The 22,493-nt window shown below is 40.8% G+C and carries 20 protein-coding genes; 4 read left to right on the top strand and 16 right to left on the bottom strand.

Features of this window, described 5'->3' with window-relative positions:
• Positions 1–4: 4 nt before the first annotated feature.
• The 10 genes from E3K36_09185 to pyrB form a co-directional block, all read right to left on the bottom strand.
• Complete coding sequence (locus E3K36_09185; protein ID MCF6155409.1) at positions 5–2,650, bottom strand: 4Fe-4S dicluster domain-containing protein; 2,646 nt, start codon at positions 2,648–2,650, stop codon at positions 5–7.
• Positions 2,647–4,488: an NADH-quinone oxidoreductase subunit NuoF gene (locus E3K36_09180; protein MCF6155408.1), complete on the bottom strand. Its 1,842-nt coding sequence runs from the start codon at positions 4,486–4,488 to the stop codon at positions 2,647–2,649. Before E3K36_09180 ends, E3K36_09185 begins: the two co-directional genes overlap by 4 nt.
• A 157-nt stretch (positions 4,489–4,645) precedes the next feature.
• Complete coding sequence (gene nuoE, locus E3K36_09175) at positions 4,646–5,161, bottom strand: NADH-quinone oxidoreductase subunit NuoE (GenBank protein MCF6155407.1); 516 nt, start codon at positions 5,159–5,161, stop codon at positions 4,646–4,648.
• 71 nt (positions 5,162–5,232) lie between these two features.
• Complete coding sequence (gene nuoD / locus E3K36_09170) at positions 5,233–6,387, bottom strand: NADH dehydrogenase (quinone) subunit D (GenBank protein MCF6155406.1); 1,155 nt, start codon at positions 6,385–6,387, stop codon at positions 5,233–5,235.
• Positions 6,388–6,419: 32 nt separating this feature from the next.
• The gene (locus E3K36_09165; GenBank protein MCF6155405.1) at positions 6,420–6,920 is read right to left on the bottom strand and encodes an NADH-quinone oxidoreductase subunit C; all 501 of its coding nucleotides are present in this window, start codon (positions 6,918–6,920) and stop codon (positions 6,420–6,422) included.
• 5 nt (positions 6,921–6,925) lie between these two features.
• Positions 6,926–7,393 carry an NADH-quinone oxidoreductase subunit B gene (locus E3K36_09160; protein MCF6155404.1) on the bottom strand — a complete coding sequence of 156 codons (468 nt, stop codon included), beginning with the start codon at positions 7,391–7,393 and terminating at the stop codon, positions 6,926–6,928.
• On the bottom strand, positions 7,384–7,737 hold the full coding sequence (locus E3K36_09155) for an NADH-quinone oxidoreductase subunit A (protein ID MCF6155403.1): 354 nt from the start codon (positions 7,735–7,737) through the stop codon (positions 7,384–7,386). Before E3K36_09155 ends, E3K36_09160 begins: the two co-directional genes overlap by 10 nt.
• Positions 7,738–7,913: 176 nt before the next feature.
• Entirely contained in the window at positions 7,914–8,756 is an 843-nt protein-coding gene (locus tag E3K36_09150; protein ID MCF6155402.1) for a pantoate--beta-alanine ligase, read from the bottom strand.
• Between the two features lie 680 nt (positions 8,757–9,436).
• Entirely contained in the window at positions 9,437–9,886 is a 450-nt protein-coding gene (locus tag E3K36_09145) for an aspartate carbamoyltransferase regulatory subunit (protein MCF6155401.1), read from the bottom strand.
• Entirely contained in the window at positions 9,883–10,806 is a 924-nt protein-coding gene (pyrB, locus tag E3K36_09140) for an aspartate carbamoyltransferase (protein ID MCF6155400.1), read from the bottom strand. Before pyrB ends, E3K36_09145 begins: the two co-directional genes overlap by 4 nt.
• Positions 10,807–11,126: 320 nt before the next feature.
• Between pyrB and E3K36_09135 the strand changes: the two genes are divergently transcribed.
• From E3K36_09135 to E3K36_09120, 4 genes are all read left to right on the top strand, one after another.
• A complete protein-coding gene (locus E3K36_09135) occupies positions 11,127–12,422 on the top strand; it encodes a homoserine dehydrogenase (GenBank protein ID MCF6155399.1) in 1,296 nt (431 codons plus the stop codon).
• Positions 12,423–12,430: 8 nt separating this feature from the next.
• On the top strand, positions 12,431–13,627 hold the full coding sequence (locus E3K36_09130) for a cofactor-independent phosphoglycerate mutase (protein ID MCF6155398.1): 1,197 nt from the start codon (positions 12,431–12,433) through the stop codon (positions 13,625–13,627).
• 433 nt (positions 13,628–14,060) lie between these two features.
• On the top strand, positions 14,061–14,261 hold the full coding sequence (locus E3K36_09125; GenBank protein ID MCF6155397.1) for a type II toxin-antitoxin system HicB family antitoxin: 201 nt from the start codon (positions 14,061–14,063) through the stop codon (positions 14,259–14,261).
• Positions 14,262–14,392: 131 nt separating this feature from the next.
• Positions 14,393–14,908 carry a hypothetical protein gene (locus E3K36_09120; protein ID MCF6155396.1) on the top strand — a complete coding sequence of 172 codons (516 nt, stop codon included), beginning with the start codon at positions 14,393–14,395 and terminating at the stop codon, positions 14,906–14,908.
• 318 nt (positions 14,909–15,226) lie between these two features.
• Here E3K36_09120 and E3K36_09115 read toward each other — a convergent pair whose 3' ends face one another.
• The 6 genes from E3K36_09115 to E3K36_09090 all read right to left on the bottom strand — a co-directional run bounded on the left by E3K36_09115 (position 15,227) and on the right by E3K36_09090 (position 22,349).
• Complete coding sequence (locus E3K36_09115; protein MCF6155395.1) at positions 15,227–16,135, bottom strand: IS1595 family transposase; 909 nt, start codon at positions 16,133–16,135, stop codon at positions 15,227–15,229.
• 154 nt (positions 16,136–16,289) lie between these two features.
• Positions 16,290–17,408: a hypothetical protein gene (locus tag E3K36_09110; GenBank protein ID MCF6155394.1), complete on the bottom strand. Its 1,119-nt coding sequence runs from the start codon at positions 17,406–17,408 to the stop codon at positions 16,290–16,292.
• Between the two features lie 226 nt (positions 17,409–17,634).
• The gene (locus E3K36_09105; protein ID MCF6155393.1) at positions 17,635–18,201 is read right to left on the bottom strand and encodes a Uma2 family endonuclease; all 567 of its coding nucleotides are present in this window, start codon (positions 18,199–18,201) and stop codon (positions 17,635–17,637) included.
• A 363-nt stretch (positions 18,202–18,564) separates the two neighbouring features.
• Positions 18,565–20,247 (bottom strand): polysaccharide biosynthesis tyrosine autokinase, encoded by a 1,683-nt coding sequence (locus E3K36_09100; GenBank protein ID MCF6155392.1) that lies wholly within the window; start codon positions 20,245–20,247, stop codon positions 18,565–18,567.
• 9 nt (positions 20,248–20,256) lie between these two features.
• Positions 20,257–21,087: a sugar transporter gene (locus E3K36_09095; protein ID MCF6155391.1), complete on the bottom strand. Its 831-nt coding sequence runs from the start codon at positions 21,085–21,087 to the stop codon at positions 20,257–20,259.
• 155 nt (positions 21,088–21,242) lie between these two features.
• The gene (locus E3K36_09090) at positions 21,243–22,349 is read right to left on the bottom strand and encodes a GDP-L-fucose synthase (protein MCF6155390.1); all 1,107 of its coding nucleotides are present in this window, start codon (positions 22,347–22,349) and stop codon (positions 21,243–21,245) included.
• Positions 22,350–22,493 lie beyond the last annotated feature (144 nt).

Here is a 22,493-nt window from a genome sequence, read left to right as displayed (position 1 = left end):
ATATTTACCCTTGCTCCTTGTAAATTTTGACAGGGGTATATACCCTGTCACGCAGGAGATTTACAGGCACCCACTCATAGTCTTCAGAAACAAAAACTATACCTTCTGGTGGTTTACCGGTAACCTCTGCCCTGAGTTTTATCTTATTTTGCATAGATTCAATGATAACCATATCCCTATCCTGGATATCCATTTCGTGGGCATCTTTACTGTTTATTTCCACAAAACATTCCGGGGCAACCAGAGTAAGGGACTTTGAATGCCGGGAAAAAGTACCTTGATGATTCAAACTTGCGCCTGTGAGCAAGAGAAAGGGAAAATCCCTTCTCTTTGTCATGGTTACCGGTTGAGGTTTTATAATTTCAAACGTATACTTTGTTGGTTCATTTCTGCTATAAACAGAAGATACCCATGAAAATTCCTTTCTTTTCAACCGGTCATAATTGATCCCCGTATACATGGGAGCTATGCCTTTTATTTCAGCCAAAATCTCTTTTGGGGAGATGTATGAATAGGGTTGTCCCATCTTTTTGGCAAGGTCACAAATAATTTGCCAATCTGGTCTGGCTTCTCCCACTGGCGGAATAGCTTTATTTAGCCGTTGTACGGTCATCCCCATGTTGGTGAATGTCCCTTCCTTTTCGGCATAAGTAGCGGTGGGGAGGACAACATCTGCCAGTTGTGCCGTTTCAGTCAGGAATGCGTCCTGGGCAACAATAAAGTCGATCTTTCTCAATGCTTCCCTGATATCTTTGCCATAAGGATATTTTATAACGGGATTTTCTCCCATAACATAGAGCGCTTTTAATTTTCCATTGAGCGCATGATCAATAATATTCACGGAGTCTTTTTGAGAAATATCGTCAGCAAGTTTCACGCCCCATAGTTTTTCGACCGTTTCCCTGCCGGAAGCATCATTGATATTACCATATCCCGGAAAGAATCCAGGGGCAACTCCCATATCATTTACGCCCTGAGAATTATTATGATATCTTGAAAACAGAACCGAGGTTTTGCCAGAACCGGTTTTTTCATCATGAGCAACATTAATCAGTGCGCAGAGGTTCATTAAAGCCCGTATTGTGATCTCTCCGAAAGGATCTTCTTCAATGTCCTTACCACAAACGATACAACAATTCCCGGGTTTTGCTAATAAAGTGGATACGCTTCTGATGGTTTCTTCAGAAATACCGGTTGATTGAGAGGCCTCCCTCATACTGAACTTATCTAATGATGAACGTAATTCATGAAAATTGTTCGTCGATATTTCTACCTTTTTTAAGTCAACCAGGTTCTCATCGATAATTACTTTAAGCAAGGCGTTCATGAATATGGCCTGGCTTCCCAAAGTATATTTTAAACGGATATCATTTTTGGCTACGTTATTAAATTGAACGTTTCTTATATTGGCAACAATGAGATTGGCATTATTCATTCTTATAGCCTTTCGTGCCATACTTCCGGCTACAGGATGAGCCTCTGTCATATCAACTCCCAAAAAGAACAGGGTGTTTGCCTTTTCTAACTCTTTCAGTGACGGAGCCGCAATCCCATTCACAACAGATTGATAAATCAACCTGTTTAGATACGGTGATCTTATATTGGACATGTTATCAATATGATTCGTTCCCAGGACAGACCGGCAGAATTTCTGGAAGAGATAGTTGTCCTCGTTCGTGCATTTTTCAGAACCAATGCCACCTACCGATTTCCCGCCATGTTCGTTTATAATTTGCTGGAATCTTTTTGATACGTAATCGATGGCATCATCCCACGAGGCAGGATATAATTCACCATTCTTTCTGATTAAAGGTGTCTTTATACGTTCAGGAGAATGGATAAATTCGTGGCCAAATCTGCCTTTCACACAGAGGTTACCTTCATTTATTCCTAACCGATCATGCGATGTGATACGCCTCACACTTTCCACCTTTGTATTTACAACGACCGTACAGCCAACAGAACAGTATGGACAAATCGTAGGCGTACTTTTAAATTCCCATGGCCTGCCCTTGAACCCCAGGGTTCTGTCTTGCCAGGCACCCGTTGGACACACCGCAACGCAGCCACCACAGAAACTACAGTCCAGCGGCCTGTCGAAGGCGGTACCAATGACTGTTTTAAAGCCGCGGTTTTGGAAGTCGATGGCGCTAACACCTTCAATCTCTTTGCATGCGCTTACACATCGACCGCACAAAATACACCGGTTCCGGTTTAATTCTAAAACCGGATTATCCCGAATCACCGGGTAATGCATCCTCACGGACTTAAATCTGCCCGGGCCCAGATTCAGTTCGTTGGTAATATTTTGTAATCCGCATTCACCGGATTTATCACAGGTAGGGCAAGAGAGTTCATGATGGGCCAGCAAATATTCCATAACGGACTTTCGATACCGGATTACTTTTGGCGTGTTTACTTTTACAATCATTCCCTCAGAAACGGGGTGCGCACAGGCAAATCGGTGTCCGGTCCTTTTCCGTTCAGTGACTTCCACAAAACAGAGTCTGCAACCCCCAAATTGGGAGAGTTTCGGATGATAACACAGTCCGGGAACATAAATGTCGTTGTCCAGGGCTGCCTGGAATATATTCGTCCCTTCGGGGGCAACGATGGGTTTATCATCAATAACAAGATGTATGATATTCATTTTATCGCCATAAAATTACATTTTTCATAACAGAGATTACACTTAATGCATTTTTCTTTATTGATAAAAGCAACCTTCATTGTACTCCCGCTAATTGCCTTCACCGGGCAGTTGCGAATACATGCCTGACACTTGGTACATTTTTCCGGAATTACTTCGTACTTGTGAAGGGCGACACACGTGGCGGTTGGGCAGGTTTTGTCACGGATGTGCGCAATGTATTCATCCCTAAAATATCGGATAGTAGATTTTACGGGATTTGGTGCAGATTGCCCAAGACCGCAAAGGGACATCACCTTCATCTCATCACTCATCTGTTCTAGTACTTCCAGATCCTTCTCTTCCCCCTGTCCCACGGTAATGCGGGTAAGGATATCCAGCATAAGGGTAGTGCCAATCCGACAGGGTGGACATTTTCCACATGATTCATTGGCGCAAAAATTCATAAAGAACCGTGCCATCTCTACCATACAGGTAGTATCGTCAACTACCACAAAACTTCCCGAACCCATCATTGCACCAGCCCCGACAAGCGACTCGTAATCTATTGGTGAATCCAGCAGGGGCTCAGGAAGGCATCCACCAGAAGGCCCCCCGATCTGCACTGCCTTGAATTTTTTCTTTTTCGGAATACCGCCGCCCATATCGAATACAATTTGCCTGATTGTAGTGCCCATGGGAACCTCAACAAGGCCAGCATTTTTTATCTTTCCGGTCAGGGAAAAGATTTTTGTCCCTTTACTGTTTTCGGTACCGATCCGGGAATACCAATCCGCGCCTTTATTGATAATAAACGGTACGTTGGCAAAGGTTTCAACATTGTTTAAGCATGTAGGCTTATCCCATAAACCAGCTTCCACAGATTGCGGTGGTCTTGTACGGGGCATACCTCGTTTGCCTTCAATGGAATTTTGCAATGAAGTCGATTCACCGCAGACAAAGGCACCAGCCCCTTCTTTTATATACATTTCCAGGTTGTATCCGCTTTTCAGTATGTTTTCTCCCAGAAAGCCACGCTTTTTGGCCTCTTCAATGGTGTGTTTTAATCTTTTGACTGCCAAAGGGTATTCAGCGCGAACGTAAATGTAACCACTCGTAGCGTTGATAGCATACCCGGCAATGATCATACCCTCTAAGACAGCGTGGGGGTCACCTTCCAGAAGGCTCCTATCCATAAAGGCACCCGGGTCGCCTTCGTCGGCATTGCATAAGACAAACTTTTCGTCGGCGGAATACTTGGCACAGGATGCCCACTTTTCACCGGTTGGAAAACCACCACCTCCACGGCCTCTGAGGCCCGATTTGCTTATTTCATCAATCACGGCCTTAGGAGTCATGGCCTTGAGGACCTTTTCGAGCGCAGTGTATCCACCCCGTGCAATATATTCATCAATGCTATCGGGGTCAATATATCCACAATTCCTGAGAATATATTTCTTTTGTCCCTTATTCATCTCCAGGTCGTCAAAAAAAGGTAACCCTTCATAGGGGATAACCGTTTTATCGTCCAGATACATCTGTGACATGACGAATTTTTTAACTGCCTCTCCCTTCCCCACGTGTTCTTCTAATATTTGTGGAACCATCGTGGTTTTTACATTTCCGTAAGTTACCCGTGTGCGGCCCGGAAAGATTACGTCCATGAGTACTTCATGCGCGCACATGCCGATACAACCAGTATGCAATATGTCTGCCTCAAGTTTTTGTTTTTTCAACTCATGTTCGACACTTTTCAACACATTCCTGGCGCCGGCACCCAAACCGCAGGAGGCCATACCGATAATTATTTGTGGTTTTTGTAGTTGCTGATTTCTCGTTTCATTATTAACCATTGTCATTTATCATTTATAGTATACCCTGTACAAACTTCTTTTTTTGTAAGTTTTTTTGGTAACTATCCCATTTGTTCGATTCAGTAGGCAGTATACAGTTTGCAGTAGGCAAAAACTGATACATTTTCATTGCCAACTGCTTACTGCATCTTTTTGGTTGCAGCTACGCCGCGCCAGAAATTCCCGTTTCTTTTATTTCTTTTATAACCGTGGCAACAGTGTCGGGGGCTAGTTTTCCATGGATATCTTCATCAACCATCATGACAGGGGCCAGTGAACATGCACCCAGACAGGCAACTTCTTCTAACGTAAATACATTATCCTTTGTCGTCATACCTGTGGAAACTTCTAAAGCCTCACTTAGTTTATCCAGGACCTTTTTTGCTCCTTTCACATGACACGCAGTCCCGCAACAGACCTTAATGATATGATGCCCGCGGGGTTTTAAGTGAAATTGAGCGTAAAAAGTAGCAACTCCGACTATTTCATGAGTACTGATATTTAATTTTTCCGAAATAAGGTCAACAACGGGCTCGGACAGATAACCATATTCGGCTTGCACCATTTGCAAAATAGGAATTATTGCTCCTCGGGTGTTTTTATATTTCTCCAGTATCTTTTCTACCTTTGAAAGATCTACAGTTTCACCTCGCGCAGATTGTTCTTTTCTGGTATTCATTGTAAATTATTCTGCCACACGTTAAAGAGTTATAAAGGCAGTTTTAAAATATCATTTGTGATATTTAAATTTTAACGGTCAATTTCTCCCAAAACAATATCTAAACTCCCAATGGTAGCGACAACATCCGGAAGTAACCTGCCCTCTACCATTTTCGGTAATGCCTCCAGATTGACAAAAGAAGGAGGCCGTATTTTTAATCGATAAGGTTTGCTGGAACCATCACTTACAATATAAAAACCCAATTCGCCCTTAGGGGCCTCGATACTGGAGTATACCTCTCCCCGGGGTGGATGAATACCGTGCATAATGAGTTTAAAATGGCTGATCATGGATTCCATATTTGTTTCTACGTCCTCTTTTGGGGGTAAGGTAATATTTGGTATCCTTGCGATAAAATCTCCCTTAGGAAGGAGATTTAAAGCCTGATGTACGATACTGTTGCTCTGGCGCATTTCTTCAATACGTACACGATACCGATCGTATACATCTCCTTTTTTACCTAAAGGAACGGTAAAATGATATTTGTCATAACCGGAATAGGGTTCTGCCTTTCTGATATCCCAGCTGACTCCGGAGCCTCTTAAACTCGGGCCGCTAAGACCGTAATCGACGGCATCTTCAGCGGAAATAACGCCGACATCAACAGTGCGTTTTTTCCATATAGGATTGTCCGTCAGGAGTGTTTCGTATTCTTTTAGCCGTGAGGGAAATTCAGAAACGAACTTTCGTGTTTTTTCTAAGAATCCACCTGGTAAATCGCGTGATACGCCACCTACCCTGATATAGGAGAGGTGCATCCGCGCCCCTGAAACCATTTCAAAAATATCATAAATTTCCTCGCGTTCGCGGAAGCAGTAAAAAAACACGGTCATAGCGCCAATATCCAGTGCGTGAGTTGCCAGCCACAACAGGTGAGAGGCAATCCGGGTAAGTTCACAAAGAAGTACGCGGATATGTTGGGCCCTTTCAGGGACTTCAATACCAAGCAATTTCTCAACAGCAAGGGCATATGCCAGGTTGTTTGAAAAAGGGGCTACATAATCCAACCGGTCTGTGAGGGGAATACACTGATGATATGTTCTGTATTCCGCAAGTTTTTCCACCCCCCTATGGAGAAATCCCACGTGCGGTACTGCCTTTACAATCATCTCACCATCCAGTTCCAGCAAAAGCCTCAGGACACCGTGTGTACTGGGATGTTGCGGACCCATATTGATGGTCATCAGGTGGGTCGTAGTTGTTGTCGCAGCCTCTGTCACGCCTCACCCTTTCGATAGGTATCTCGGAGTGTGGCGGGTTGTCTTCCATCCAAAGGATAGTCTTTTCGCAAGGGATGTCCTTCAAAATCTTCTGGTGTGAGAATTTTTCTCAGGTCGGGGTGTCCGTCAAACTTAATACCAAACATATCATATGTCTCTCTTTCATGCCAATCAGCCGTCTTCCAGATACCCGTTACCGTTGGTATGCAGGGTTCTTCTGATGGAACAGGCACCTTGATGCGTACACGATGGTTTTTCTGTATAGAATAAAGATGGTATACTACCTCAAAAACATCATCGGTTTCAACCCGGTCAACACCGCAGAGATCCGATAAGAAATTAAAATCAAGCTCCTGATTTTCTTTAAGGAACCTGGCAACAGCAACGATATAATCCCTCTTTACCATAAGGGTTAATTCACTTCGAAATATACGAGAACCCAGTATTGCCTCTGGAAAACGTGTTTTTATTGCTGTTGCTATAGATTCGGTATCCATGTTGATCACAAAGATTCTTTTTCAATCTTTTTCTGTATTTCCATGATGGCATGGATCAATGCCTCCGGCCTAGGGGGGCATCCTGGAAGATATACATCCACAGGCATGACCTGATCCAAACCCTGAACAACGCTGTAGGTGTTATATACACCACCGGAGACTGCACAGGCGCCCATAGCGATAACCCACTTGGGTTCCGGCATCTGATCGTAGATTTTCCTCGCCACAGATGCCATCTTATACGTTAGTGTGCCGGCAACGATCATCAAGTCTGATTGTCTCGGTGAAAATCGAAAGACCTCCGCACCAAATCGCGCAAGGTCGTAGCGAGGCGCAACTACAGCCATCATTTCTATGGCACAGCAGGCCAATCCAAATGGCATAGGCCAGAGGGAGGATTTGCGTGCCCAATTTACCATTGTGGTTAAAGTTGTGGTCAGAATGTTATCACCCAGGTGACTTTCTAGTCCCATTCCAACCCTCCCCTTTTCCATATATAAAGGTAACAGACGAGTAGTATACCAATAAAAATGAGCATTTCAATAAACCCAAAGAGCTTGAGCGACTTAAAAGCCACTGCCCATGGGTAAAGAAAAACGACTTCCACATCGAAGATAACAAAAAGCATGGCAATGAGATAAAATTTTACCGAGAAACGCTCCCGCGCTGAACCTACCGGATCAATACCACACTCATACGGTGAGAGCTTTTCTGCGGTGGGTTTCCGTCTTCCTAAAATTACTGAAATCCCTATGTTGGTAACAGCAAAGCCTCCGGCTATGATAAATAATATTAGTATAGGCAAATAATGTGTCATAGAGGCGTTATTATAGAATTATTTATAGAAAAGTCAAAGAAATTTGCTGTGCCTAATCTTTCCAAAATAATCAGAACGAACGTTTAGCAAGTATAATGCCATGTTTTTGAGGTAAATAAGGTACTTAAGGATAAATACTTAATAAACTACAGTTATCTGAGCTAATCCGCGTCCTGTTACAGAATTACATTATCAATGAGTCGTGTCTTACCAATCCTGACCGCCAGAGCTGCAACGTCACCATTGCGTACCATTGAAACTTCCTCAAGGTTTTCAGGGCTCACGATAGAAATATAATCAATCGTGGCAGATTTAGTATTATGAATAATTTTCTCCATTTCCGGTACAATTTTTTCTGTATTTTGAATCCCCGCATGTACCATGGATTGCGCCTTGGTCAGCGCCTCGTATAAACAAAGGGCATCTTTCTTTTCTGTCTCACTGAGATAGGCATTTCTTGAACTCAATGCCAACCCGTTCTGATCTCTCATTGTCGGAAGTACCTTTATCGTAACATCAACATTTAAATCGAAAACCACTCGTTTGATAATAACCGTTTGTTGAAAGTCTTTTTGCCCGAAATAGGCAATATCGGGTTTTATGAGGTTGAGTAATTTTAATACAACTACCGCAACTCCCCGGAAATGGCCGGGACGTGATTTACCACAGAGCGCGTCTTCAAGGTATCCGGGTATAACTGATGTACAGAACCCTTTCGAATACATCTCTTCCGCATTCGGATTGAATACAATATCAACTCCCTCCTGAGAAAGGAGGTTGCAATCGTTAGCAAACGTCCTTGGATATTGTTTAAAATCTTCGTTCTTCCCAAATTGTAAGGGGTTTACAAAAATACTCACCACCACGGTGTCATTTTCTTTTTTTGCCTGTCTTACCAGACTCAAATGCCCTTCATGCAAGGCCCCCATCGTAGGAACAAAACCGATCGTTCTGTGGTTTTCTTTCCTTGTTTTAATGCCATGTTTCATATCCTTGAGCGATGTAATTACCTGTAACAAAACACGTCCTCCCGTCTTTTTGTAATTCCGATATTAAAATAGCACAATAATTTTACATTCACGGGGCAAGTGATTTTTACGCTTGCCTGAAAATTTGTAAATTTTTTTATTATATGCTATAATAACAGAGAGCCGAAGATGGTTTTAGGGTTTTACCCTACTAGCGCCCCAACGCTGGTCTCCTTTTCTTCCATCTCCGGCTCTCCTTTTTATAAAAAGTTTTGCTCTAAACTCTTTTTAAATACACTTTTATAAATTGTTTATTTTCAACTTGTTTGCAAAAATCGTCTTTCGTGATATAATAAAATCGGAGTTGGGGGAGTGTTAATGGGGTTCAACGTTCCCCACGGTGTAATTAAAGGCAAATAAAATAAGTTACGAACACCTACTATAAAAATATGTGAAGTATCAACCGCCCCCAACTCCATATGAGTCTTTGAAAATATTCAGTAGCGATGAATAAACCGCACGTAGTAAAAATGCGTAAACTTATTGGTTTTTGATCGCTATTGATAATTGTAAAGTAGAATTTTGGGAAAACCTTATGTAGCAAAAGGAGGCGATGTAAGGATATGAGGGAGTTTGAAAAATAGCCTGTCGTATTCAAGAGGTTAAAAGCCACAATGAGACGCATCAAGTTGTTTGAATACGATGGGCTATTTTTGTTTCTACAGAAAAATTCAAATCAATACAATATCCTTTGCGCTCATAATACGTTCACAATAATGACATTGTAATTTTATGGGGTTTTTATTTACTACATGTTGCCTGGCTTTTATATTGTTATAATTGCTCACGCAATTCGGGTTAAAGCACTTAACGATACCTTCAATAATTTCTGGAATCACAATCTTGAATTTTTTAACAACTTCATAATCCTTAATAATGTTTACCGTAGCATTTGGGGCAATAAGCGCGATTTTATTGGCTTCTTTTTGATCGATAATCTTCCCTTCAATTTTTATAATTCCTTTTTTCCCTAAAAATTTACTTGTTAAATTCATTCCTACAAGGACTATCTGCTCTTCGTTCTGAATATTTAAAATTTCGGCAACCTTCAGTGTGCTTTTACTGTCTATGTGGTCAATCACCGACCCGTCTTTTATTGCGGCGACATCGAGATGTTTCATTCAATGGCTCCCAAAACAGCAGCCAATAAAGCCTTTCTGATAGGAACGCCGTTCCGCGCCTGATGAAAATATACAGCAAAATCGGTTGCATCCAGGCTGTCATCCATTTCATCCACACGCGGTAAGGGATGTAATACCTTTAAATCATTCTTAATTCCGAATTCTTCCAGCACTGCCTTACTCAACCTATATATGCCACGAACCTTTTCAAATTCAACCGGATCTGCAAAACGTTCCTTCTGAATTCTTGTGCAATAAATCACGTCCAGCCTCTTACTTATACCCATGAGTGATTCGTTTTCGTGACACTTTACCTTCCGGTCTTTCAGTGCCTCCATAAAATCTCCGGGCATCCGGAGGCTGGGCGGTGAAACAAAGTACATCTCGGCACCAAAATATGCCAGAGCATACGCAAGTGAATGCACCGTCCTTCCATACTTCAGGTCGCCCAAAAAACCAATAGTAAGACCTTCTAATGTTCCTTTTGTCTTCTGGATTGTATAAAGGTCTAAAAAGGTTTGTGTTGGATGCTGATTCGCACCATCCCCAGCATTAATCACTGGTGTCTTCACAACATCTGCTGCTAGCTGTGCCGAACCTTCGAGATAATGCCTTAAAACGATGATATCACAGTAACCTTCGATAATCTTCACAGAATCGCTCAACGATTCACCCTTGGCCACCGAAGTAACCCCTGGCTCTGCAAAGCCAATTACCATTCCACCCAACCGCTTCATGGCAGATTCAAAGCTCAATCTTGTTCTCGTTGAAGGTTCGAAAAATAACAAAGCAAGTACCTTACCCTTGAGTATATCTGTATACTCCATTTGCTCCATTCTCTTTGCCAGATCGAGTATATACAATAACTCTTCTTTGTTAAAATGCCTGATAGAAATAATATCTCTTTGTTTAAAGTTTATCATGTATTTCTACCGAACCTTGTATGAAGCATCTTATAAAATTTTGAGAAATAATTTATCAGACCCCTAGAAACATTACAAGGAAAATTAAACGGTACAGGTTGCAACAATTCCGATTGTTTACCAATTTTATCAGTTACAAATTTTATTGACAATAAACATTTTTATCCGTTATAGTAATTCCTCTTTAGATAAGCAACTTAACTTTATCTATTCATCAGCCCTGAAGATACTAAGGAATAACGTTGGTATCACCTGTAACTCGTTTTCAATCACTTTGTGTCTTTGTGGCAAATACTCTATCAGGAAACAAATAATTTATGAAAACACTCAACGTGGGACTCATTGGCTTGGGAACAGTTGGTACTGGGGTAGCAAAAATCCTTTCGGAAAGGGATTCACCCCTCCTCGAAAAACTCGATTGTGTCCCTGTCTTAAAAGGTATCGCCGATTGTAACATGGATGCTAAAAACAAATTGAATTTACCATCGGATATTCTCTTTACCACCGATGCAAAAACACTCCTCAATAATCCGGATATTCAGGTCATTGTGGAACTTATCGGGGGATTACACCCTGCCATGGAAATCATTACCACAGCCTTTGAAAAAGGCAAGGACGTCGTAACAGCAAATAAAATGCTTTTGGCTTTACACGGCTCAGAGCTCTTTAGCAAGGCGCGCCAACACGGCAAGAGCATCTCATTTGAGGCAAGTGTAGGGGGTGGAATTCCCATTATTGCTGCACTGCGGGATGGTTTTATTGCCAACAGGATTGAGGCTATTTTTGGCATTGTAAATGGCACAACCAACTACATTTTAACCAAGATGACCAGGGAGAAGGTAAAATACAGCGATGCCCTCACCGAGGCACAAAGGTTGGGTTATGCTGAAAAAGACCCTACCATGGATGTAGAGGGCATAGACTCATCACACAAGCTCGCTATTTTAGCAAGGATTGGGTTTGGTGTAGATTTTGATTACAAAAACATCTATCATGAAGGTATTAGCGCCGTGGATTTATCGGACATATGGTATGCGCATGAACTGGGATATACCCTAAAACTCCTGGCAATTGCAAAGAAAACCGAAAATCATATTGAACTCCGCGTCCACCCCACACTTCTTCCCCATGACCATCCGCTTTCCTCGGTAAATGGCGTCTTTAATGCTATCTGTATTACCGGAAGCGCTGTAGGAGAAACAATGCTCTATGGCAAGGGCGCAGGTCAGATGCCCACAGCCAGCGCTGTGGTTGCGGACCTCGTGGATGTTGCACTGGGAAGAGCAGGTATCACATTTAAAGCCATGAAGACCTTTTCCGGGCATTGCGAGTATATTCCTTTAGCTAATGTACAACAATTTAAAACCCGCTATTATTTACGATTTTCCGTTGTGGATAAACCCGGTGTGCTTGCAAAAATATCCGGCATCCTGGGGAAATATGAGATCAGCATCGCCTCGGTAATCCAGCACAAGGCAAGGGAAAACGGCACTGTTCCCCTGGTAATGATGACCCATATTGCAGAAGAAGGCAATCTGCAAAAGGCGCTTGCGGAAATCAAACAACTCGATGTAATAAAAGACCATACAAAATTTCTCCGTGTGGAAGAATAGGAGGTCTCTTGAAATACTGCATTATTGTTCCTGACGGAATGGCAGATTACCCCATAGACAAACTCAGCGGCAGAACCCCCGTTGAAACGGCACGTACTCCCAACCTTGATTTTCTTGCACAAAATGGTCAGCTTGGCGTTGTTCGGACCATTCCAGGCGGATTTCCCGCAGGCAGTGACGTAGCGAATCTTACCCTATTAGGATATGATCCCAGGGAATACTACTCAGGGCGAGCACCCCTCGAGGCTGCCAGCATTGGCATCAAACTTGGCAACGACGATTGGGCATTCCGGTGCAACTTTATTACTGCCAGCGAAGACATCCTGGAGGATTTTTGTGCCGGTCATATTAAAACTGACGAAGCAGCCGTTCTTATTAAACTCCTGAACGAAAAATTGGGCAATGACATCATTCAATTCTACACCGGTAAGAGCTATCGTCACATCATGATATACAGAGGATCACAGAAGATGGACGCAAAATGTTTTCCTCCCCACGATATCATGGGCCAATCGATTCGAAAACACCTCCCCAAAGGACATGGAAGTGAAATCCTTATTGATCTCATGGAACGCTCCCGGACGTTTCTGCCGAATCACGATGTAAACAAGGTTCGTATAGACCTGGAAGAAAACCCCGCAAACATGATCTGGCTGTGGGGGCAGGGACATCGCCCCAAAATGCCTACGTTCAAAGAGCGGTTTCACCTCACGGGTGCCGTCATTACCGCCGTAGATTTGATCAAGGGTATTGCCTGCTATCTTGGATGGGACATCATACATGTACCAGGTGCTACCGGCTATCTCGATACAAATTATGCCAACAAAGGGCACTATACCATCCAGGCATTGGAAACTCATGATATAGTACTGGTACACATAGAGGCCCCTGATGAGGCGGGACACGAGGGTAACGTGCATGAAAAAGTGCAAGCCATTGAACAGGTAGACAGTAAGATAATCGGGCCTGTTCTTGAATCCAAAAGTAAATTCCCTGACCTGCGTATCCTGGTTCTCCCGGACCATTACACGCCTATTGTTAAAAGAACGCATACCCCGGAATCCGTCCCTTTTACGGCCTACGGTACCGGTATAGAAAAAGGTATAGGACTTCCCTACTGCGAGGTCAATGCCCACGCATCCGGCCTCCACATAAAGGAAGGACACCGACTCATAGAGCACCTCATTTCTGGCTCTTTTCGGTAAATAAAGCCCCCGGTGATGATTGTTAGTACTCAAAAAGGGTCACAAATTGTGATTTGTTAAGTTGGAACATTGCAACCATTGTACTGGGGTGGCACGGACAAGCTACAATTGTTCGGTTTTGCCATTGTAAGACGGGTATAATGTTTCATGAAAATGTATATGCAAATCAGCATGCATAATCAGGGGAATAAAAGATGAGGATATTATAGCACTTCTGCATCAACTACGTTCTGCAACTTTCTTTACCCGGGAACGGGATTTTTATAGCCCCACACCCTGGGTCATGCCAACTACTATCTTGTTTATTCGGCCATGGGCCAAGTAAGAGGATGCCAGTTTCATGCGGCGTTTCCCATGGTAAAATTTATTGCCATAAGCATCAAAAAGAGTGTAATTTGGAAAATATCTCAAAAATTAGTTAAAGGAGTTTGCCATGCAAACATTTACTGTTGAAATAGAAAAGGATGAGAAATTTTATATTGCCCAATGCATTGAACATTCTAATTGTTTTACACAAGGGAGAACCATTGAAGAAGCTATCCATAATATAAAAGAGGCCATAGAACCTATTCTTAATATTAAACATCCAAAATTAAATATCATTTTAAAGGACTCATTAGTGAATGCCCTTTAATCAACTTTACCTTGGCATTACTTTGTTAAAAACGTTTGTAAAAAAATATTTTTAAGTCACGAAAGAAATTCTTCTTTTCTGAAATAAAATCCAACAGAAATATCTTCACCCTGTTAGATAAGACATCTTGTTTGTTTACAAAAAGTAAGCACAAACAATATCTAACAGGGCGAATGCACCATCCGGTAAAAAGAACAACGTCTTGTGTAAAATCAGATGAGCTCGTTACCCTCATCAAAAAGCATTACTGGCATAAAACCAAATCCCTCAAATTCAAAACTCCGGATGGCTCTGAAGCTTCCTATAGAACATATTCTTTTGAGGCACAACTGAAAGAGTGTGATATCCCTTTGAAGTTCGTCGTGGTTCTTGGTAAGTGGAACAAGGATGATGACAATACCTGTCACATCCTTATTACCAACCAACTCACTGCATCTGCAAAGACGGTTATCACCAACTACCTGCTTCGTTGGGGTATTGAGCAGTGTTTCAGAAAGTTAAAAGATACCTTTTACTTTGGTCACTATCAGGTCAGACATATTGAAAAGATTGAGCGGTACTGGAATCTTTGTCTTATCGCATGGACTCTTGTCTACTGGATCAAACAAAACTTGTCCTCGTGTAAACGGGGATGCGTATCTCAATAAAATCCTTGAAACAAAACCCATTACCTTTAATGAATTCAAACAGGCTATTAATTCCCTGCTTGAATTTGCCTCAACAAGCACTCTCTCAAAGAACGAAAATCTTGCTCGTGACTATTTTAAAATCAAATTGAAACGACTGAAGAAAAAATTCGCCGCTTAATTTTTTAACAAAGTACTGCTCCTGCATTTTTAAAAAGTATGCGCTTCTATGATTTGACTTAGAAGTCTTGTATTACCTGGCAATCCAGTTAATGATAAAAAAATTTTATGGTTATCCGCTTGACTACCACCACAAATAAATTATGGGGTCTTGGCTTACTAACTAACGCCACGAATGTCTTGGCCTTTAACGGGGTCAACATTCACCGCATGTTGGATAAGGCGGTAGAACAACAATCCTTGAGATCGTGAGGTTCTGCGGTTAAAACGAAAAACAAATTCATTCAAATAGTACTCCAAATGAGAGGCTCGTGGCGAACCTTGATGAGTTCCTTGCAACCATCGTTTCAAAAAAGAAGCCACAAGGTTAACCAAAGGCAACAAATTTTTACCAACATCCGATGTTTTTCTAAGAACCCTATGCTTATAACCAGAAGAAGCCAGTTGGCTATATCCCTCCCAAGCATCAGTAAATACTTCGCTGTTAGGTTGAATGCTTTCTATAATCGCGGGTATCAAACTTTGCCCCGATGCATCATTAACCTTATGCAGGCGGATACGCCCGGGACGTTTACCTCTATCTTCAACTGCTACAACCACCAACGTTTTGCCATCAGCGCTACGCCCGAGTTTTCCTGGACATTTACCACCTATATAGGTTTCATCGACTTGCACAGGACCTACCAGACGATCATGACCAGGACGGACCATAGCAATCCGCAACTTGTGCATCATGGTCCATATCGTCTCATATCTGTTAAATCCAAGAACATGTTGAAGACCCAAAGCGCTGATACCGTGTTTTTGGCTGACCACTTGCCAGATTGCCAAAAACCATACCTGCAACGGTATACGCGTATCTTGAAATATAGTTCCTGCTGTAGCAGAAATCCAGTATCGACAACGCTTACAACGATACCGCCCTTTAGTTATCCAATATTCGTGGTGATTACAATGAGGGCAAACAAATCCCTCTGGCCATCGTATTCGATAAAGATATTCATGGCAAGATTGCTCAGTCGCAAAACTTTTTTCAAACTCAATTATCGTCGTAGGATACCATTCCATAACCCCAATATTTTATGATATTGAGGCAGTGGTAGTCAAGCGGATAATCATAAAATATTTTTATTAGATAATATACCTCTTCAACCCCCATACGCCGCCAAATATTGGCTTTCCATTCTAAAATTTGTAACACTATATTTATAGCTTGCATGAATTACGATTTATTTTTTATTAATTCACCTAATTGACATGTATTCATGAATTCAGTATCTGGCCATAATTTTAAAATTTGTTTTAACAATTTATCCAGTATCATTAAGTTATTAATTCTGTTTTCAACATGTAAAGTACCGGTATAATTTAAACGATGTGTACCAATTATTACTGGTTTACCCAATTTAAATAACAGGTTGATTCTTTTTAAACATTCGTCAACTATTCCGGTATTCTGTGTTATTGTTGGTTCAAAAGAACAATTTCGTATCAGGTAGATTTGGCCATGCCTATTTTTTTGCCCTATGTAATGCAGCCTTCTTTTATATTCGCATTTTCCCGGGATTGGTTCATTTTGAAAATGTATACCTTGAATATAAAAGATTCCGGCTTCGCGTAATTTTATTTCTAACTCTGAACTCCAAGTATAACATGGTGCTACAAATGACTTAGACCTATAATTAAACCTTTTTTCAAAAAGTATAGATCCTTCTTTTATTGAATCACTTAAATAAGGTACGTCATCATATGAGTTTATATCTAATGCAGCCATAAAATCATTTCTACGTCCTAGAACTTTATTTTTCAGTGGAATACCATAAACACCGTATTCAAAAGCTATATGCGTTTCATTATCTCCATTTTGCAGTGCTAATAACCATTGCTTAGTATTCAGGTGTTCCCTTCCATGAAATTGAGGGAAAAACAGGTGGTTTGATATTCCTTCATTAAATAATTTAATAGTGTCATGCGAACTTGAACCATTTGGGTTTAGTGAAGGTAGATAATAATATTTTTGGAATTTACTATCCTTGATTTTTTTAAAATCAGGATTGCTCATTACAGTATTAACTGTAATAACCGGATGCGTTCCGTTTTTATCTTTATATTTAGAAAGAATATCAAATATACTATAAATATCTTCGGCAGTTTCTAAAGAGTCAAATTTGCAATATGGATCTTTATCTACTGGAATACCGGCTTTTAGCAATTTAGAGTAGATACTTTTTGACGGTATTCTAACACTGCCCCAATCGTCAGATTCAATTACAACAATTTTTCGGTTAGTTCGCCAGCCAGGTATATTTGTTATCACTCTTTTTATGTGATTTAATAACATTTATAGTTATGATTCCAGAAACAGGAATGAAGCAAGTAATAAAATTATATACTTGCGCACTAACCACCACCTGTTTGAACCGATCAAACCCCTTCCCTAAGATTACAGATTCCCCGACAGGCTTTGCAGTGATCTCCGTAAAGTGGCCGATGAAAGATCGAGAGTTACCAACCAGGCTATCTTCCAATATATATGTAGACAGGGGCATAACCCCATAAGCACTAACTTAATTTTTGCCCAAAACCCAATTTACAGTAACTGTGATATCGGGAAATGAAGATGGTGAAAAGGTATCAGACGTCTTCTTTGTGTTCATCTGTTTGTAACCAGCAGATGTAGGTTCATGATAAATTTCAACGCATTCAGAAACCAAATCAACGATCCAAACTTCATGAATTCCGGCTTTTGCATATATAGGTAATTTTACATCATGGTCAAAATCAATTGAACTATCTGCGAATTCGATAATCAAATAAACATCACTGACATCGGGATGTCGTGTCATATATGCATATTCGTTCCGTTTGATAATTGCGATATCCGGCTGTGGTTCAGAATATTTTCCAAGGCAAACAGGATTATGAATGCTAACCATTGCCCTATTACCCAGGTGTGTAATAAGGAATTCGGTCATCCTGTTTACACAATGTGCATGCCTGCTTCCAATCGGTGTCATTTTTACAATTTCTCCATCAACAAGCTCCAGCCTTTCATCATTTTGAAAAATCCCGGCTTCACCCATTCGGTGGTACTCATCAACCGTGATTTGTCGACGGATTATTTGTAAGACCATATTCCAACTCCTCCAATACTACGTACATCTTGCATCCCATACCCTGCACTATACAAGGAACGCTCCGTGCAATAGGTTGTATGCTCCCCAAATTGCGCCCCAGACAGAAGACATGAATTAGGCTGCCTTTGGCAGTGACTTTTAGATACACGGCAAATGCCGGTTAAAAACAACCCCTCACCCCCTAGTTTATTAAGGAGGATTTCCCTCCCCCCTTTGTCCCCCTCCGGAAGGGGATAGAAGAGGAAATGTGGATTCAGGGGATCTCTGGTCTGCTATGATACGAACTTTGAAATTCCTAAACGTTTAATTAGCATTTAATACGCAAATCAGCAGTCAAATATTCTTTTAGGTATCAAGAAACTACAGTCTTTCGTAAATCATCTTTGGGATTGCATAGGTGCGATTTTTCAAAATAACGCCGATCAGGTTGGCTTTTTTGTGCTTCAAAGGTGCGATTAACGTCTTTATCGTATGGTGTCGGGTCTTTCCCTCGTTCACAACCAGGACAATTCCATCTAAATGTGGACAAAGGACACAGGCATCTTTAAAACTCCTTAAGTTTGCATAGTCAACGAAAATGAACTCATACTTTTCTTTGGCGGTCTTCATTACATTGAACATATTGGTGGAATCTAAAAGAGGTGTAGGATTAAGCGATGTATTACCAGCGGGCAGTACCGTTAGGTTAGTACCTAAAACTTGAGCCGCCTTTTCCAATGAAATTTTACCTTCGAGTACGTTCGCAAGACCTCCATTATCAGAAATATTAAAGACCTTGTGAGTTGACGGCATCCTTAAGTTGGCGTCAATTACCATTACCTTATGACCTGCCTTGTTTGATAGAAAATTAGCGATGTTGGCAATTATAGTAGTAGACCCGTCTATTGGTGAAGCGGCGGTTATCAAAATGGACTTTAAGTTTTTATCTTTCATCAAGAGATACAACTGGTCAGAGAGGTTCTGGTAGGGTTGAATTAAAGAGGCTGTCCGTTTTGAGTCTTTAATCAGTACGCCGTTTTTAAATCCTTTCTTTGGTATAGAGCCTAAAAGCGGCAAGTTAAGAAATGTCTCTACGTCCTGAGGCGACTTAAATGTTTGATCGATAAATTCAAATCCAAAAGCAAGTATAACTCCTAAAAACAGACTCATAGCAATGGCAAGAAGCAAAATAAGGGTTTTACTTTTTCCTGTAGGTTTAGAAGGCGCTTGTGCCTGTTCAATAATCTTGACACTTGCAGGACCAATTGCCTCCATAGCAGGAAGCGTCTCGCCGGTAAGGTTTTTGGTTATCTTATTTATACCATTTTCTAGTTGCACTACAATTGGATGTTTTTCTCCGTATTTCAATTGGTATTCCGCCAATTGCTGTTCAAGGTCAAAAATGACATACGAGCGGCTCACCACATTGGCTATCGTAGCAGCTTCAACCGGGCTAAAATCACTAACGGCAATTGTAAATAAATCAGTGTTTTCTATGGGTTCAACTGTTATTTTACCTTTAAGACTTCCTACCGCCCCCCGAAAAGAATCCATCTGCTTCTGAACATCTTCTGCTTCTTCGACAGATAATTTTTCCTCCGTATTTCCTATCAGGGAAAGAGTCGTCTCCTGCCCGGATAAAAGAGGTACTGTTTTCAAATTATTTTTCGCCACCTTTTGCATTTCCTTCATCTTGTGTCTTAGATCTATTAACCATGCTTTAAGCGGAGAACAAAAATTCTTTTCATAATCAGATGGACGCTCGTAGAGTTTAAGAACTTTTACTGCACGCTCAATTACAGGGTTTGAGGTTACAATCTCGCTCTGGGTAGTAGATAAACCTCCCCCTCGTCCATAACCCAGGCGCGTATAATAAGGGGCCTGAGCCTGTTTTTCTGCGGTGATAAGCATTTTAACCCTGGCATCATACATTGGCGTCATAAGTTCCAAGCCGATAATCGCACTTATTATTACAGTTACAAAAGTGGTTATAATAACAGCCCTGCGTCTAAATATTACCCTTATATAATCTCGTAAGGTACTTCCAGGAAAATTTAAATCCATGTGTTCCCCCTAAAGAATTCCTTCCAATACTATTACCATATCTTCTGACTCTAAACGGATATCTTTACCGACTGCACCTTTCACGGCACCTTTCATATCGACTTTGATACTTTCATACCCCTCTTTACCTGGAACTGTTCGAAGAATTTTAACTCTATCGGGAGAACCGAATTTCGCAAAGCCACCTGCAAGGGATATCGCCTTAAGGACTGTCATATTATCCCCAAGTATGTATTTGCCAGGTTTCATAACCTCACCATATACAAAGAACTCTTTGTTGCGTTCAACGACTATTATATCCTCATCCTCGATAGGCATATCGCAGTTCGTATTACTCTCTTTTGAGTTTTTAAGATCGATGTTGATTTCTTTGTATTGGTGTCTATCTTTCAACTTGCGTCTGAGTTTTACTTTACCATAAAGACCTTCAGGAGTAATGCCCCCCGCCGTTGAAATGGCCTTAATTACGGTCATATTGCCCTCAAGTGGGAATCTTCCCGGATTTTTAATCTCACCATATACAAAAAATTTCACACTCTCAAAACGCGTCAAGGTCGCAGACACAACTGGGTACTTTATGTAACTGCTGGAAAGCCTTTTTGATATTTCCTTTTCGATCTCTGATAAAGTCATACCCTTGACTTTGATGCTACCTATGTAAGGAAATGATATCAAACCGTCTGATGTAACGGGCGCTTTAGTTTTAAGTTCATCATGATCAAGTACATTTATGTCCAGAACATCACCAAAGCCGACTGTATATTGCTGTTCCTGAGGAGGTTCATCAGCACAATACAATGTTGACGTAACAGAGATAACACATAACACAACTAAAATCATAATAATATTTTTTATCATCTTTGCCACCTATTTTATTTTAAAAATTAAAAAACGGGTAAATTGCATTCTTTAAAATTGACGAAGATAGTGATACGTTTATTATCGACACTATTTGATAATTATTTAACCTATAGATTTCGCTTTTAAACTTATTTTCAATTAAGCTGACTTTTTGAATATTTTCCATAAGTAAGTTCGATCCCTTCACGCAAATTAATCTTTGCTTTCCAGCCAAGTTTAGTTATTTTTTCAATACTCAAAAGCTTCCTTGGTGTCCCATCAGGCTTTGAAGTGTCCCATTGTATTTCTCCTCCATATTTTACTATTTCCTTAATAATCTTAGCAAGTTCTTTAATTTTTAATTCTTTGCCTGTACCAATATTTACGAGCTCTCCAATGTCATGTGTATTGTAGTTTTGCACTAAAAATATACAGGCATCCGCTAAATCATTTGCATGGAGAAATTCACGATAGGGAGAACCCGTACCCCAGACCTCAACAATAGTTGTGCGTTTGGAGTTCGGAGTTTGGAGTTTGGAGTTTTTTGGGTAATTGCTTTTTATTCCGATTCGTGAAAGGAGGTTAACGATCTCTTCATCCGTCATTTTTATTACATCGTGATTATGTATTGGATGTTTTTGTAAATCGTTTCTTATAGACTGAAAATCTCCATTTTCCAAACACTTTCCCAGATGCATCTTCCTTATCAATGCTGGCAACACATGAGATGTCTCTAAATCAAAATTGTCATTCAGACCATAGAGGTTGGCTGGCATTACGGAGATAAAGTTTGTGCCATATTGTTCGTTGAAATATCTGCAAAGTTTTATTGCAGATATCTTTGCTATCGCATAGGGCTCGTTGGTAGGTTCAAGACTCCCCGTGAGTAAATGTTCCTCCATCATTGGTTGAGGAGCAAATTTTGGATATATACAAGACGATCCAAGATTTAACAATTTTTTAACACCATATTTATAGCTTGCATGAATTACATTTGCAGCGATCATTATATTCTGATAGATAAACTCTGCCTTGTATGTGCTGTTAGCCAATATTCCACCAACCCTGGCAGCCGCCAAAAAAACGAATTTCGGCTTTTCTTTTTCAAAAAATGCCTCTACCTCAAACTGTCTTGTCAAATCCAACTCTTTATGGGTCCTTACAACGAGATTTTTATAACCAGAATCCTGGAGTCTATGCACAATAGCCGATCCCACCAAACCAGTGTGGCCGGCCACGAAGATTTTAGAACTCTGGTTCATGGCTATTGAATTATTTGTTGTCATTTCGCTATTGATTAATTGGTTGCAGATTTTTAGCGCTATGATATTTTCAATTTTTTGAACAAAACTCAAATAATGACCTAAAAATACATTCGGACGCTTTAGGAAGGACTATAAATCACT

This window comes from Candidatus Brocadia sp., from assembly GCA_021646415.1.
Classification (GTDB): domain Bacteria; phylum Planctomycetota; class Brocadiia; order Brocadiales; family Brocadiaceae; genus Brocadia.
Note: the sequence above shows the minus strand (reverse complement) of the source record. Positions and strands in the feature narration are given on the sequence as shown.